The organism is Streptomyces sp. NPDC029138 (assembly GCF_055564375.1).
Map to the genome: position 1 here is coordinate 42,195 of NZ_JBVHWM010000067.1, position 16,056 is coordinate 58,250.

The following is a 16,056-nucleotide window of genomic DNA, read 5'->3' on the forward strand; positions in this document are numbered from 1 at the left end:
AAGGGCGGCCGACCAGGTCCCGGACACGAAGAGCCACGGCGTGGTGCATGAGCGGCGAAGGTGAGGCGACCACCCCCACATGCCCCCGAGCGTAGATGCTTGCGACGACACCGTTCCCGCCCGCCCCGCCCCGGTCGCGGTCATCGGCATGGGCTGTCGCCTCCCCCCGGACATCACATCACCCGACGCCCTCTGGACGGCGCTGCGCGACGGCTTCGACGCCGTCGGACCGGTACCGGCGGGACGGTGGGACGCCCGGTCCCCGTACGGAGCGGAAGGGGACGCGGACGACCACGCCCGTGCGGTGGAGGGTGCCTTCCTACGAGAGGTGAGCGGGTTCGACCCTACTTTCTTCCGGATCTCCCCCAAAGAGGCAGCCGCCGTAGACCCCCAGCACCGGCTGCTGCTGGAGGTCGCCTGGGAGGCCCTGGAGCATGCCAACACCGCAGCGGACACGCTGCGGCGCAGCCCGACCGGCGTCTTCCTCGGCATGGGCACGGACGACTACTCCCTACTCGCCGCGGACCCGCGCCGGGGCCAACTCATGGACCCGTACACGCTTCTCGGCGTCAACCGGGGGATGGCGGCCGGCCGGATCGCGCATCTGCTCGGATTGCACGGGCCCGTCCTCCAACTGGACACGACCTGTTCCTCCAGCCTGGTCGCCACCCATCTCGCGCTGCGGAGCCTGCGGCAGGAGGAGTGCGACCTCGCCCTCGCCGGCGGTTCCCAACTCCTCCTGAGCGCCTGGAGCGTGGCGAGCCGACGCAGGATGAACTCACTCGCTGCCCGGGCTCGCTGCCGCGCCTTCGACGCGGAGGCCGAGGGCTTCGGACTGGGAGAGGGGGTCGGCATGGTCGTGTTGAAACGACTGGAGGACGCCCTGCGCGACGGGGATCCCGTCCTCGCCGTGCTGCGGGGGTCCGCCATCAACCACGATGGGACGAGCGCCGGTCTGACCACCCCCAACCCGTCGGCCCAGGAAGCAGTGATCGCCGGAGCGCTGCGTGACGCCGACCTGCGCCCCGGCGACATCGACTACGTGGAGGCACACGGCACGGGCACGGAGCTAGGCGACCCGATCGAAGTCGGCGCCCTCCAGGCCGTCTTCGGAGGCGAGCGGGACAGTCCCCTGCGCATCGGCTCGGTGAAGACCAACTTCGGTCACCTGGAAGCCGCGGCCGGTGTGCTGTCGTTGATGAAAGTGGTGCTGTCCCTCGTGCACGAGCAGGTGCCGCCGACCCTGCACGTGCGCCGGCTCAATCCACACATCCGCTGGAACGACCCACCCGTGGTGGTGAACACCGAGCTGCGGGACTGGCCCCGCGGGGCCCGGGAGCGGATGGCAGGGGTCTCCGCGTTCGGCATGAGCGGCACCAACTGCCACGTGGTGGTGGCGGAGGCCGCACCGCCCGTCGTCACGTCTCCCGCGCCCGGGCCCTGGCCCTTCACCCTGTCCGCGAAGTCCCCCCGAGCGTTGAGCGAGCTCGCCGCACGTCACGCCGCTCACCTGACCGCGTCGTCCTCCGGCGCAGCGGCCCCGCTCGCGGACATCTGCGCCGGGGCGACACTGGGACGTCACGCCTTCCGGTACCGGTGGGGATGTGTCGCCGACAGCACCGAAGATCTTCGCTCCCGGCTCCTGGCCTTCGACGACCCGGCGGAGGAAGGTATCGGCGGACCGTACGTCGGCGACGTACGACCGGGCGTTCGCCCACGTGCTGCCGTAGTCGTCGCAGGTTCCGGCTCTGGCTCCGACATCGCACGGGAACCCACGCCGCCCTCTGAAATCGCTGCCGTCTGGCCTGCGTTCGCATCGGCGTGGCAGGCTGTTCAGACGGCCATGACAGCCGTCCCCGCGGACGGCGAACGGCTTGAGGCGCTCACGGAGTTCGCCTGGCACTACGCCCTGTGCGCGCTGCTCGGTTCCTGGGGTCTGCGCCCCTTCGTCCTGTCCGCCCGGGCGGGGGGAGCCGCTGCGGCCTGCTGGTTCGGCGAGGCATCCCTGGACGAGGCCGTGGCAGCCGTGCTGACGGGGCGGACGCCACGAGAGGACAGCCGCCCGTCGGATCCCTGGGCAGGTCTGCCGGAGGACGTCCGGCATGTCGTGCTGATCGGCGCGGACCTCCCTGTCACGACCGCTTCTTCGCCCGGCACGCCCGCCAAGGGGGATGAGACGCCTCGTACCCTGCACACGATCCGCTGCACCGACGGCGAGACCGCCCGCCGGGACGCGCTCGCGGTGGTGACCGCCCTGTACACGCTGGGACTGCCCGTGGAGTGGTCGGCCGTGCAGCGCGGCAGCCGCACCGTCCGCCTCCCCACCTATCCCTTTCAGCGACGTCCGCTATGGCTGGCGGGCGTCCCGCGGCCGGACACGACCGGTGAGCCCGAGTCCACCCGCCCCCGACAGGCCGAAGAAACAGGTGTCCTCATGCGCGAGACCGTGGCCTACCTCCGTGCCTCCGTCGCCGAGTTGATCGGTCTCGATCCGGACGAGGTCGATGAGGATGTTCCCCTGCTCGACCTCGGTGCCGACTCCCCGAGCTTCGTGGGCCTGGTGGGACGGATCGAGCGCCGGTACGGGATCCAGTTGTCGGTACGGCAGTTCTTCGAGGAACTCTCCACCGTGTCAGCCATCGCCGAACACGTGGTGCGTGCGGCGGCTGCCGGGAAGCCGACGGCGGCGGCGCAGGGGACCGGTGGGGGCGCGAGGGCCGAGTCCGGGTCACCTTTCATGGCGGGCCCCATCGCCGAAATTCCCCGGGCCGTGCCCGAAAGTCCCCGGGCCGTGCCTGAAAGCCTGTTCCAGCCCGGCCCCAAGAATCCTGCCCAGCCCGTCCTCGGAAGTCCTGCCCAGCCCAACGCGGTACCCGCGGACGAACCGGGGCAGGGCCGCGACCTGGCGACCGACCGCGTCGCGGACCCCGCGCACGCTGACGAACTGAGCCGCCTGCAACGTGAGGTCGAGCAGTTGCGCGCCCTGCTGGAGCGCCAGACACCTGACACGGAGGTGGCGTCCGAGCCGGAGGCGACGCCCGGATCCGGGGGAGCTGCCGGACCCGGGCCTGCGGCCGCGCCGGCGAGGACCGGCCACGGCTCCGGTGCACAGCGCTACATTCACGACGTCATCGATCAGCATCTGCGCAACACACATGGCTCGCTGGAACGTTCCGAGCGTCACCAGGGCGGCCTGACCAGCAACCGGCGCAACGCCTTCGGTCGCCTCCCGGAGATGGCGGCGGCACGCTACCCGATCTGGGGACGGGCCAGCCGGGCCGGTCGGCTGTGGGACGTGGACGGCAACGAGTACGTGGACCTGGCCATGGGCTTCGGGTCCCACCTGCTCGGACACAGCCCGGACGTGGTCCAGGAAGCCCTGCGCGCGCAGCTCGATGCCGGGATCCACCTGGGACCGGAAGGCGAACTGTCCGGGGAGGTGGCCGAGAAGGTCCGCCTGCTGACCGGGGTCGAGCGGGTGAACTTCTGTGTGTCGGGCACCGAGGCCGTCATGACAGCCATGCGCCTGGCCAGGGCGGCGACCGGACGGTCCAGGATCGTGGTGTTCGCCAACGCCTACCACGGGCATTTCGACGGGACGCTCGTCACCCGCGACCCGGCCGGTACCGCGTACACCGCCGCGCCGCAGGTTCCGGGCGTCACGCAGAACCTGGTCGACGACATGGTCGTGCTCCCCTTCAACCGGCCCGAGTCGCTGCGCTGGCTCACCGAGCACGGCCATGAGCTGGCCGCCGTGGTCACGGAGCCGGTGCAGAACCGCGACCCGGGCGAGCACGCCGGCCCGTTCCTGCGCGAGCTGCGACGCATCACGCGCGACCACGGGGCGCTGCTCGTCCTCGACGAGGTGCTGACCGGGTTCCGGATCGCGCCGGGCGGAGGCCAGGCGTGGTTCCAGGTACCGGCCGACCTGGTCACCTACGGCAAGACGCTCGCGGCGGGGCTGCCGATGGCCGCGGTGGGAGGACGAGCCGAGATTCTGGGACTCGTGGACGGCGGATCCTGGGTGGGACCATCCGCGATGGCCGACGACGCCCCCATCACGTACACGGCGGGCACCTACGTCAAGCATCCGCTGGCCCTCGCCGCGGCCAACGCTGTGCTGGGACACCTCGTGGAGCAGGGGCCCAGGCTCCAGGAGCGGCTCAACGAGCGCGCCGCTGAACTGATCGACGATCTCAACGACTGCTTCACGGGACTCGGCGTCCCGCTGAGTGCCCGGCGCTTCGGCTCGTTCTTCCGGTTCGTGCACTCGGGCAACTACAGCTTCGTCTACCAGCCGATGCAGTTGGACCTGCTGCGGCTCAACCTGGCACGGCGTGGGGTCTTCCTGGTGGAGACCGGTTCCTGCTTCCTGTCGACGGCACACACGGACAAGGACATCGCCCAGGTGCGCGCGGCGGTGACCGACGCGGTGACCGAGATGCGCGATGCCGGGGTGTGGGAGACCCGGTCGGGCGTCGCTCCCGCCCGTTCCGCCGGTGCCGTGGTCGTCAACCCCGTGGCACGGGCCGAGAGCCGCCCCCACAGTGAGCCCCTGCCCCGCAGCGAGCCTCGCCCCCGCAGCGAGTCCGTCCCGGCCCACGGAGCCTCGGTACCGGGTGGGGAGCCGTCCGGAAGACAGGTCGTGGCCGACCGCGGTGAACTTCGCCCGCTGGGTTTCAGTCTCTCGTTCTTCGGCTCACCTCCGGGGGTGAGCTCCGCCGAGCACCATGAACTGGTCATTGACGGGGCGCGGTTCGCCGACCGCAGCGGCTTCCAGGCCGTCTGGCTGCCTGAGCGGCACTTCCACCAGCTCGGGGGATTCTCGCCGAACCCGGCGGTGCTGGCCGCAGCGCTCGCCCAGGAGACCGAACGGCTGCACATCCGCGCCGGGAGCGTGGTACTCCCTCTGCACCACCCCTTGCGGGTCGCCGAGGAGTGGGCGGTGGTGGACAGCCTGTCGGGCGGGCGCGCGGGGATCGCGTTCGCGTCCGGCTGGAACGACCAGGACTTCGTGCTGGCCCCGGAGGCGTTCGGCGAACGGAAGGCACGCACGCTGAGCGCGATGACGCAGGTGCGCGCCCTGTGGCGCGGGGAGAGCGTGCGCTTCTCGAAGCCCGACGGCACGGAGGTCCCGGTCCAGGTGTTCCCCCGGCCCGTGCAACCCGAACTGCCGGTGTGGCTCACCGCCCTGGGCAGTGAGGAGACGTTCAAGGCGGCGGGCCGGCACGGTGTGGGCATCCTGACCAACCTGCTCTCCCAGGACATCGAGACGCTGCGCGCCAAGGTCACCCTGTACCGCCAGGCACTGGCGGATGCGGGACACGACCCACGGACCGGTCATGTGGCGGTACTGCTGCACACCATGGTGGGTGACGACCACGACACGGTTCTCGCGGCGGCCCGCGAGCCACTGCGGTCCTATCTGCGGTCGGCCGCCGACCTCCAGTCGTACCAGGCGGATCCCACCCGCCGCGTGGACCTGCACTCTCTCTCCGAGGACGACCAGGAGTTCCTGATCGACCAGGCGTTCAACCGGTACGTGCGGGGCCGCTCGCTCGTCGGCACGCCGGAGAGCTGCCGCCCGGTGGCCGAGGCCCTGGCCGAGGCGGGGGTCGACGAGATCGCCTGCTTCGTCGACTTCGGCGCCACGCCCGACGTCGTACGCGCCGGATTCGGGGCACTCGACCAGCTTCGGAAAGAGACGCAGAGCGCACGGGAGGGCGCCGCCGGCACGGAGGCGGACCGCCCGGCGGTCACGATCGCTCCCTTTGTCCCGGCGAAGACCCCCGACGAGGGAGGGCTGCCGCTGACCGAGGTCCAGCGTCTCATCTGGTCGCGCCGCGCCGCCACCGGCACCGAAGCCGCTCACCAGCACGTCCGGCTCGTGCGCCTGACCGGGGAGCTGGACCGCACCGCCTTGGAGCGCGCCCTCCGCGATCTGACGGAGCGGCACGAGGCGCTGCGTCTGGTCTTCGGCGCGGACGGTAACGAGCAGCGCGTGCTTGACGCGATCCCTGTCGCCATCCCGCTGACCGACCTCTCGCATCTCGACGGCGCGGAGCTTCGCACGGCCGTCGAGGCCTGGGCCGCCGAGGCGGCACGGGAACCCCTCGCCCCGGAGCGCGGTCCGCTCCTGCGGGCGCGGCTGCTGCGGGAGACCGAGGGGGAGCACACCCTGGCCCTGACGGTGCACCACCTCGTAGCCGACAGTGCGGCGGTGGATCTCCTCCTGGACGCATGGGGCCAGGCGTACGGAGCGCGCAGGACGGGGAAGCCGGCAAGTACCCCGCGCGACGCACCCCTGCGGACGGTACTGGAGCGGCTGACGGACCCGTCGGCAGAGGCGGCGGACCGCGCCTACTGGCGGGAGCGCCTGCCGGACGGGGCGGACGCCGTACCTGCGGCACTCACCCCTCCGAGCTGCCCGACGGCCGACGGCAGGCGGGTGAGCGTGCCGCTCCCGGGAACGCTGCGCCGCCGCGTCCGCCGCATCGCCTCCGAGTGCCACACGACCCCGTACCTGGTGCTGATGAGTGTCTACGCCCAGTTGCTGCACCGGATCAGCGGGCATGAGGAACTGGTGGTGGGCGTGCGCGCGGCGCGCCGCGTGGCCGGGGACGGACTGGACTCCCTGGTGTTCCCCCGGGACTGCGGCCTGCCCGTCCGCTCGGCGCTGCGGCCGGACGACACTCCCCGGACACACCTGCGGGCCCTGCACGAGTCCGTCGCGGAGGCGACCCGGCACGCGGGGTCGGATGCGGTGGTCCCGCTTGCCGGCACCGCGCCGGCGGCCTCGTTCCACTGGCACCACCAGGACCCTCCTTCGTTCCCGGGCCTGCGCGCCCAACTCCTCGACCAGGCGTCCCCGTCCGTCCATGACGCCCTCGAACTGCACGTCGTGGAACGCGGCGACACCTACACCCTCGACTGGGTCCACCACCCTGAGGTCCTGGACGAGGCCGTCGTACGCGAGTTCGCGGAGGGGTACACCCTGCTGCTCGACGCCATCGTCCCCGCCCTGCCGCCATCGTCCGCGACCGCCGGGGCGCGGGACGCGGCCGGCGAGGAGGGGCCGTGGGTGCCGCGGCTGATCGAGGAATTCCTGCGTGATCCGTCGTCCGGCCATGCGGAGGCGGCCGACGGCGAGGCCGCTGTCTCACGCGCGATGCTCGCCGAGCGGATCGGTTACCTCGCCGGGGTCCTGGCGCAACGCGGCCTGGAGCCGGGCTCGGTCGCCGAGGTACGGGTGCGCGAGCCCCGTCACCTGCTGGTCGCCGCCTGCGCCGTACTGCTGCTGGGCGCCACGGTCGCCCTGCCCGGAACCGGCGGGCAGGCCGACGGCGGTGCCGGACCCGCCGGGGACCTCCTCGTGACCGACCGGCCCGAGGCCACGGGCGACGAACGCGTCGTCCTCGTCAGCCACTGGGAGTTCGGCGTGGAACCGCGCACCGAGGCCGCGCCGATCCGTCCTGGGGACCTCGCGCTCGGGGGCACGGGGGGTCATCTCACCCATGCCGCTCTCGCCGGGCTGATCCGCGAGCCGCGACGGGCGGACGGAGCGCCGGGGGTCGCGTCGGCACAGGCCGGTCTCGTCGGGGCGCTGGCGGCGCTGCTGACCGTGCAGGAGGCCGGAGGGCCGCCACCGGACACCGCCGAAGACATCGCGGCCGCGGTCACGGCCGTGCCGACGAGGGAAGCCCGGACGTGATGGCCGCGGCCTCGGAGAACCCGGCGGAAGGGGGCGTGCCCCGGTCGCCGGAGGGGATGCGGCGGTTGGTGGGTCAGGCGTGGCAGGAGGTGCTCGGCAGGCCGGTCGCGCACGATCGGACGTTCTTCGAGAACGGGGGGCGCTCCGTGCAGCTTCCCGTGCTGCAGAGCAGGCTGCGGGACCGCTTCGGTGTGGATGTCTCCCTGACGGAACTGATGAGCCATGGAACCGTGGAGGCGCTGGCGGCCCACCTGCTGTCGGGGCGGGCCGCGCCGACCGGGGCAGCCGGCGGCGCTGCCGCCCTCGCGGCGCCCCGGCGGCCCGCACCGTCCGGGCCGGGCGACGACCGGATCGCGGTCATCGGCATGGCCTGCCGTTTCCCGGGGGCGGCGTCCCCGGAGGCGTACTGGGCCAACCTGGTCTCCGGCCGCAGCGCGATCCGCCGGTTCACCCCTGAGGAACTGCGCGCGGCGGGGGTCCCCGACCGGCTGATCGAGGACCCTCGCTACGTTCCCGTGGCCGGACATCTCCAGGGAGCCGCCGAGTTCGACGCGGAGACCTTCGGCATGTCCGCCATGGAGGCGCGGATCACCGACCCCCAGCAGCGGCTGTTCCTCGAGTGTGTGTGGGAGGCACTGGAGCGCGCAGGCCACCACCCGAGGCGCCTGGCCGACCGCCGGGTCGGCTGCTTCGGCGGAGTGGGCATGGCCCTGTACGCGGGGACCGAGCGTGCCGGCTACTTCCACAGCGTGCTCGCCCGTGATCCCGAGCTCCTGGACGAACTGGCACCGCTTCAGATCTCCTTCGGCAACGACAACGACCACCTGTGCACACGTGTGTCGTACAGACTCGGGCTGCGCGGACCGAGCCTCACCGTGCAGACCGCCTGCTCGACAGGGCTTGTGGCCGTCCATCTGGCGGCACGGGCGCTGGCCGCGGGTGACTGCGACATAGCCGTGGCCGGAGCGGCCGCCGTGCAGACCCCGCCGGCCTCCGGTTACGTCTTCCGCGACGGCGGCATCCTTTCGCCCGACGGCGTGTGCCGGGTCTTCGACGCGTCTTCCCGCGGCACCGTCGGAGGCAGCGGCGCCGGGGTGGTCGTCCTGCGGCGGCTGGCCGACGCTCTCGCCGAAGGCGATCCGATCTGCGCGGTCATCAGGGGCAGCGCTGTGAACAACGACGGGGCGCGGCGCATGGCTTACTCCGCCCCGAGCGTCGAGGGCCAGGTGGAGGTCGTCCGTGCCGCCCTGACGGCGGCGGACGTGACCGCGGACCGGATCGGTTACGTCGAGGCGCACGGCACCGGGACCACCGTGGGCGATCCGATCGAGTTCAGCGCTCTCACCCGGGCGTTCAGCCTGGACGGGGCTGGGCGGGGGCGGTGCGCGCTGGGCACCGTCAAGCCGTCCGTCGGGCACCTCGACTCGGCCGCGGGAATGGCCGGACTGATCAAGACGGTGCTCACCGTGCAGCACGGCATGATCCCGCCGACCCTCAATCACCGCACTCCGCACCCGGAGATCGATCTGGCGGCCTCTCCGTTCCACATCCCCACCGAGGCGACGCCATGGAGGACCCAGGAGGGCGAGCCACGCCTGGCCGGAGTGAGTTCCTTCGGGGCGGGCGGCACCAACGCGCACATGATCGTCGAGCAGGCGCCCGCCCTCCCGCCCGCGGCGCACGCCGGCGACGCCAGGGACGAAGTCCATCTGCTGGCGCTGTCCGCGCCGGACGCGGCCTCGCTGCGCGCCCTGGCCGACGACTACCGCCGCCACTTGCGCGACCACCCGGAACTCACGCCAGGCGAGGTCGGCACCACGGTCCGCGAGGGGCGCCCGGTCTGGCGGCATCGCGTGGCCGTCCTCGGCAGCGACACCGCGACGTGGACGAAGCGCCTGGCTGCCATCGCGTCGCCGACGGAGGACTCCGCCGACGCGGCCGGCCCGCACCGTGTCCCCGGTTCGTTCACCGGCGTCGCCCCCTCCGACCCGCAGGCACCGGTCTTCCTCTACAGCGGTCAGGGCAGCCGAGTCGCTCGGGCCACGGCCGAACTGGCCCAGGCAGAACCGGAGTTCCTCGAAGCGGTGCGCGGCTGCGACGCGCTGCTGTCCCGCCATCTCGACGGCTCGTTGTACGAGCTGGTACTGGCGGACGCCCAGCGACTGCGCACCGAGGCGCGGTGGGCGCAACCGCTTCTCTTCACCTTCCAGTACGCCCTCACCCGATTGTGGGAATCCTGGGGCGTCACCCCCGGAGCGGTGCTCGGGCACAGTCTCGGAGAGTACGCGGCGGCATGCGCCGCGGGGATCTTCGACCAGGCCACCGCCCTCGAACTGGTCGCCGCCCGAGGCCGGTTGATGGACAAGTACGCCGCACGCGGGTCGATGTGGGCGGTGTCGGCCCCTCCGGAGAGGGTGTCCCGCGTCCTGGTCGGCGGCGCCGAGATCGCGGTGGTCAACGGCCCCTCCAGCCTGGTGGTGGCCGGGCCTGAGGAAGACGTCGCGGCCACGGTCGCCGCCCTGGGTCCGGACAGCACCGCGGTCGCCCTGGAGACCACACATCCCTTCCACTGCGCTGCCGTTGAGGCGATGCTGGCTCCCTTCGCACAGGTCGTGTCGCGGGCCGAGCTCCGCCCGGCCGCCCTGCCGATGGCCCCCGCGATGGGCGGTGCCGCCCGGGTCCCCGCCCTCGACAGCCCGGAGTACTGGGTCCGGCAGGTGCGGGAACCGGTGTGGTTCGCGGACGCGCTGCGCCGCCAGGCAGATTCCGGGTCGCGCGCCTTTCTGGAGATCGGCCCGTCGTCCGTGCTGAGCGGCATCGGGCGCACCATCACCGGGGAGAAGGAGCACCTGTTCGTCCCCTCGACGCGTCCCCCCGGGTTTGTCAGCCAGGTGCGCCGCGCACAGGCGGAGTTGTTCACCGCGGGGCTGATCGACCGGGTGCCGGCCCCCGGAGCCGCCCCGGCCCGGCGGCGGGTCCTGCTTCCGCCGTCGGCTCGGCCCCGCCGGACCTACTGGGCAGGACCGTCCCGTCCCGCCCCCGGGGAGGCGTCCAGGCCCCTCCTGCACGACGTGGTGTGGACACCGGACGACGCTCCGCGCCCCGAACCGTCCGGGGAAGCTCTCTCCTGGCTGCTGATCGGCGCGGACTCCGAGTTGCGCGCCGCGCTCGCCGGGCGAGTGCGCGAGCGCGGGGAGGACCTGCTGATCCTCACCACGACGCCGTCCGGGGCGCCCGAGGACGTTCACAGGGAGAGCGACGGCCTGTGGCCCGCCGTCGAGGGCTTCCTGGACCGGACGCGCGGCCCCTGGCGGATCGTCCAGATCATCGGGGACGGGACCGACAGTCCGCCACCGACCCGCGCCCCGGCCCGGTGGAACGCCCTGCGCGACACACGATCGCTCTTCCAGCGCCTCGCCGTGGCTTCGGGGGCCGCGGAGGGCTGCCTCGGTCTGATCCTTCCGGCGACCGCCGCGATGCCGGCGGAACACTCGGCGATCAAGGGGTTCGTCCGGGCCGTGAGTGCCGAGCACCCGAGACTGCGACACCTTTGCATCGAGGTGCCCGGCCTGCACGCGGGCCGCGTCGACGCGGGGTTCGACGTCGACGAGGTGTTCGACGACTTGGCAGCCGGCCGGGGACCCCGTGAGATTTCGTACGCACGCGGAGGCCGCCATGTCCCGCGCGTCCGGGAGCACGCCGAAGGCCCCCGAGGCGGGCACCGGCGAGTGCGGCCGGACGGCACCTATCTGGTGACCGGCGCCGGCGGAGCCCTCGGTTCCCACGTGGTCACCTGGCTCGCCGAGGCAGGGGCCCGGCACATCGTCGCCCTCGGCAGGTCCGCGAGGGGAGTGTCCGACGAAGCCGCCGCGGCCGTGCGCACCGCCGGGGCCGACCTGCTGACCGCCCGGGCAGACATCACCGACCCGCAACAGGTGCGGGCCCTGCTGATGCATCTCGAACGTGGCCGTCCGCCACTGCGCGGCGTCATACACGCTGCCGGGGTACTGCGGGACGCCACGCTGGCCGGGGTCGACGACGCGGCGCTGGCCGAGGTCATCGCTCCCAAGGCCACCGGCGCCTGGCTGCTGGACAAGTACACCGAGGGCCAGGAGCTGGACTTCTTCATCTGCTTCTCCTCGATCGCCGCGGTGTTCGGAGCGCCCGGCCAGAGCGCCTACAGCGCCGCGAACGCGGCGATGGCCGAGGTGATGCGGCAGCGACGCGCACGGGGGCTGCCGGGCACCGCTGTCCACTGGGGCCCCTGGGCAGGCGGCGGGATGTACACCACCACCCGCGGGCGGACCCGCGACACCCACTTCGGCCGGCTGTCCGCGATGGAACCGCGGGACGCCCTGCGTGCTCTGGCCGTCGCGGTGGCCGAGAGCCCGGCCGACCTCTGCGTGCTGGCCTGCGCGGACGCGGGCCCGGCCCTCTCCCCGCCACCGCGGGACTCCGGGCTCGCCGCGTGGACCGACTGGCTCTGGCGGGCGGACGCGTCGCCCCCCGCGGAACGCGGCGGCACCGACAACGGGCGTCCCGTGCGACGGGCCGGATCGGAGAAGGCCGCCGCCCCGCTCTCGCCGGCCGAACTGACCGAGCGCCTGCGCGCCGAAGTGGGCCGGGTCACGGGCACACCCGAAGAGGAGATCGAGGACGATCGGGGTCTCGCCGACATGGGTCTGGACTCGCTCATGAGCCTGCGGCTGCGCGAGCGACTGCACGACTCGCTGGGGGTCGACCTGCCGCCCACGTATCTCTACAGCCACCCCACGGTCACCGACCTCGCGGCGCACCTGGCCGCGGCCGTCGCGTCGGCGCCCGGCGCCCGCGGTGCCAGTGGTCCCGAGGCCAGTCATTCGCCCAACCCAACGAGGTGAGCCGCACCATGGAGAACACCACGAGCCGCATCCCCGCCCCGGCTTCCGGTCGGGGCGGAACGGACGACCTGCTGGTGGAGACCCCGTACGTATGGCGTGCGCGCCGGACCGCCCCTCGCTGGCGCTTGTTCTGCTTCCCGCACGCGGGAGCCGGTGCGTCCTTCTTCGCGGAGTGGGCCGCGCTGCTGCCTCCTGAGATCGAGTTGCTGGCCGTACAGTTGCCGGGACGCCAGAACCGCATCGCCGAGAAGCCCTTCACCGAGGTCGAACCGCTGGTTCGCACCCTCGTGCACGCACTGCGTCCCTACCTGGCCGGGCGGACCGCGTTCTTCGGGCACTGCGGTGGAGCGGTGCTGGCCTACGAGCTGACCCAGGCCCTGCACAAGGCCGGCGTGCCCGGCCCCTCACGGCTGCTGCTGTCCGGGCAGCGCGCCCCCGGCCAGCCTGCGGTCGCCCCCGACCTGCACGGACTGCCGGACGCCGAGTTCGTCGCCGAACTGGTGCGGCTCGGCGGCACCGAAGCCGCCGTCGCCGAGGGGGAGCTCATGCGAACGCTGCTGCCGGTGCTGCGCGCCGACTTCCGCCTGTGGGAGGAGCACCGGCCCCAGCCCGGACCCCCCGTGAACGTGCCGATGGTCGTGCTGGCCGGGCGGAACGATCCGCGCACGCCCGCCGATACCCTGGAGGCGTGGCGCGACCACACCACGGCCTCGTTCCGTCAACGGCTCTTCGACGGGGGCCATTTCTACCTCCAGGACAGCGCGCGTGAGCTTGTCAGCGTGATCACGGACTCCCTGCTCGGTGATCTGATCTCGGAGGTGTCACGATGACGGGTCGCCCGGACGGACGTGCCACGAGGCCGGCCGTGGGACAGGAGGTACTCGACGGGATCGCCGCGGCGGTCGCCGACCTGCCGGGGGTGACCGAGGCGTACGCCATGGTCCGCCGCACCACCGGCGCGGGGGCGGCCGGTCCATCGCCGGCCCGGCCGGCGCAGCAACCCGCGACGGGGCCCGCAGTGAGCCCTCCGAACCTCTCCGCCCCCACGCGGCACGGTGACCGGGCGTCCCAGGGGCTCCGGTCCTCGGAGACCCACGGGCCCGCTCTGCGACTGCCGCCCGGCGCGCCCACGACCCTGCCCGAAGCACTGCACGCCGCCGCCCGAGAGGCGGCCGACAAGGGCACCGTCTTCATCCGGGACGATCATGGCGAGGAGTACGAGGTCTTCCAGAGCTACCCGCAGTTGCTCGACCAGGCCCGGCGCACCCTCTCCGGGCTGCGCGCGGCGGGGCTGCGGCCGGGTGACGCCGCGCTGTTCCAGTTCGCCGACAACCGCAACTACCTCACCGCCTTCTGGGCCTGTGCACTGGGTGGCTTCATTCCCACCCCGGTGGCCGTGGCGCCGACGTACGCCGAGGAGAACGCCACGACCCGGCGGCTGCGCAACGCCTGGGAACTCCTCGGCCGGCCCCATCTGCTCACCGACCGGAGTCAGGCCCCGGAGTTGTCCCGGGTACGCGGTCTGTGGGACGAGCCGGGAGTACGCATCCTGGAAGCCGAGGAACTGGCGCGATCCACCCCGGACGTACGGGTCCACGACGGGGGACCGGACTCCCCGGTGCTACACCTGCTCACGTCCGGCAGCACCGGGGTGCCCAAGTGCGTCCGGCATACGAACGCCAGTGTGGCGGCCCGCACCTACGCCGTGGCCCAGGCCAGGGGGTACGGGCCGGACGACGTGACCATGAACTGGATGCCGCTCGACCACGTGGCCATCGTGATGTACAACGTGCGCGACGTGTTCCTGCAATGCGGACACGTCAACGCGACCACGGCCCAGTTCCTGGCCGACCCCTTGGCCTGGCTCAACTGGATGGACCGGCACCGCGCGACGAACACCTGGGCCCCCAACTTCGCCTTCGCCATGGTCAACGAGCGTGCCGAGGACATCGTCCGGGCACACTGGGACCTGAGCTGCCTGCGCGCGATCACCAACGCGGCCGAGCCGGTGGTGGCCGCCACCACCCGCCGGTTCCTCGACCTCCTCGCCCCCCACGGGCTGGCCCCGGACGCCGTGTGGCCGGGCTGGGGCATGTCGGAGACGTGTTCCGTGGTGACGTACGCCCGCACCGACCGCGACGCACCCCGCGTCGGTACGGTGACGGTCGACCAGAGTTCTCTGGGCGGCGCGGTGCGCCACGTGGCGCCGGGCGGGCCCGGCGCGGTGACCTTCACGGAAGCGGGCCCGCCCGTACCGGGCTTCTCGATGCGTGTCACGGGCGGGGACGGCCAGGTCCTGCCCGAGGACCACGTGGGCGAGCTGGAGGTCACGGGTGAGGTGATGATGCGCTCGTACCACGCCAACGCCGAGGCCAACCGCACCTCCTACACGCCGGACGGCTGGTTCCGCACCGGAGACCTGGCCTTCGTGCACGCCGGCTCGATGGTGGTGACCGGGCGCAAGAAGGATCAGATCATCGTGCGTGGGGTGAACACCGTCGCCCACGAGATCGAAGCGGCGGTCGAGCGGGTCGAGGGCGTAGAGGTCACGTTCGTGGCCGCGGCCGCTTTCCGCGCCCCTGACGAGGGCTCCGACCGGCTGGCCCTGTTCTACGTCCCCACCAGTTGGGACGTGGTGGCCGTCCAGCGCACCGGCACGGAGATCCGTTCTCTGCTGGCCCGGGACATGGGGCTGGTCCCCGATGTCGTGGTGCCCGTGAAACGGGAGGAGTTCCCGAAGACCGGGAGCGGCAAGATCCAGCGAGGTCAGCTCGCCGCCGATCTGATGGCGGGCCGGTTCGCCGACCGCCTCGACGGCCGGGACGACTCCGGTCCGCAGAACGCCGGACAGGAGGGGAGTGACACTCCACAGGACTGGATCTGCGAGCGGGTGTGGGGGCCGGCGGAGGAGCCCGGCAGCGCGGCGCCGCCCCCCGGCCCCTGGCTGGTCCTGGACGAGGACGGCCTGTGGGAACAGGTGGCCACCCACCTCGGAGCAGGTGACGTCCCCGTGGTGGTGGTCCGCGCGGGCGACTGCCCGGCCGGGTCCGGGGACACGAAGGCGCTGGGCGCGGTCCTGGCCGACACCACCCGGCGGCACGGGCCGCTGGGCCTGGTGGTGGACGCCCGGCCACTCGGCTCCCCGGAATCCTGCGCCTACGAGGACGCCGCCCGGGCGGTGGGCGACACCACCCTCGGCGTCCTCGCGGTGCTACGCGCCCTGGCCACGGAGGAGTTCGGCAGCCCTCGGCTGCTGGTGCTGACCCGCGGCGCGATGGCAGCGGCAGAGGGTGACCGGGTGGAGCTGGCCGGCGCGGCGGTGGCGGGGCTGATCCGCACGGCGGTGAGTGAGGGCACACTGCCTGTCGTGGGGGGGGGGGGGGCTTCTGCCCAACGGTAGCAGTGGGCTTTTCCTCTTGTCGAAGAGACTGACGGAACCCGGGTTCGCGGGTGCGTTATCCCCCA

Annotated in this window: 4 protein-coding genes; all 4 read left to right on the forward strand. The window is 72.7% G+C overall.

Annotated features, from left to right (window positions below; genetic code table 11):
* Positions 1–79: 79 nt before the first annotated feature.
* The 4 genes from ACZ4WH_RS35640 to ACZ4WH_RS35655 are packed head-to-tail and all read left to right on the forward strand — an operon-like array spanning position 80 to position 15,991.
* Positions 80–7,711, forward strand: a complete 7,632-nt coding sequence (locus ACZ4WH_RS35640; RefSeq protein ID WP_468188641.1) for a MupA/Atu3671 family FMN-dependent luciferase-like monooxygenase — start codon at positions 80–82, stop codon at positions 7,709–7,711.
* A complete protein-coding gene (locus tag ACZ4WH_RS35645) occupies positions 7,711–12,591 on the forward strand; it encodes an SDR family NAD(P)-dependent oxidoreductase (protein WP_468188643.1) in 4,881 nt (1,626 codons plus the stop codon). The genes ACZ4WH_RS35640 and ACZ4WH_RS35645 overlap by 1 nt, the downstream gene beginning before the upstream one ends.
* A gap of 8 nt (positions 12,592–12,599) precedes the next feature.
* A complete protein-coding gene (locus ACZ4WH_RS35650) occupies positions 12,600–13,421 on the forward strand; it encodes a thioesterase II family protein (protein ID WP_468188645.1) in 822 nt (273 codons plus the stop codon).
* A gap of 35 nt (positions 13,422–13,456) precedes the next feature.
* Positions 13,457–15,991 (forward strand): AMP-binding protein, encoded by a 2,535-nt coding sequence (locus ACZ4WH_RS35655; protein WP_468188647.1) that lies wholly within the window; start codon positions 13,457–13,459, stop codon positions 15,989–15,991.
* The last annotated feature ends 65 nt before the right edge of the window (positions 15,992–16,056 follow it).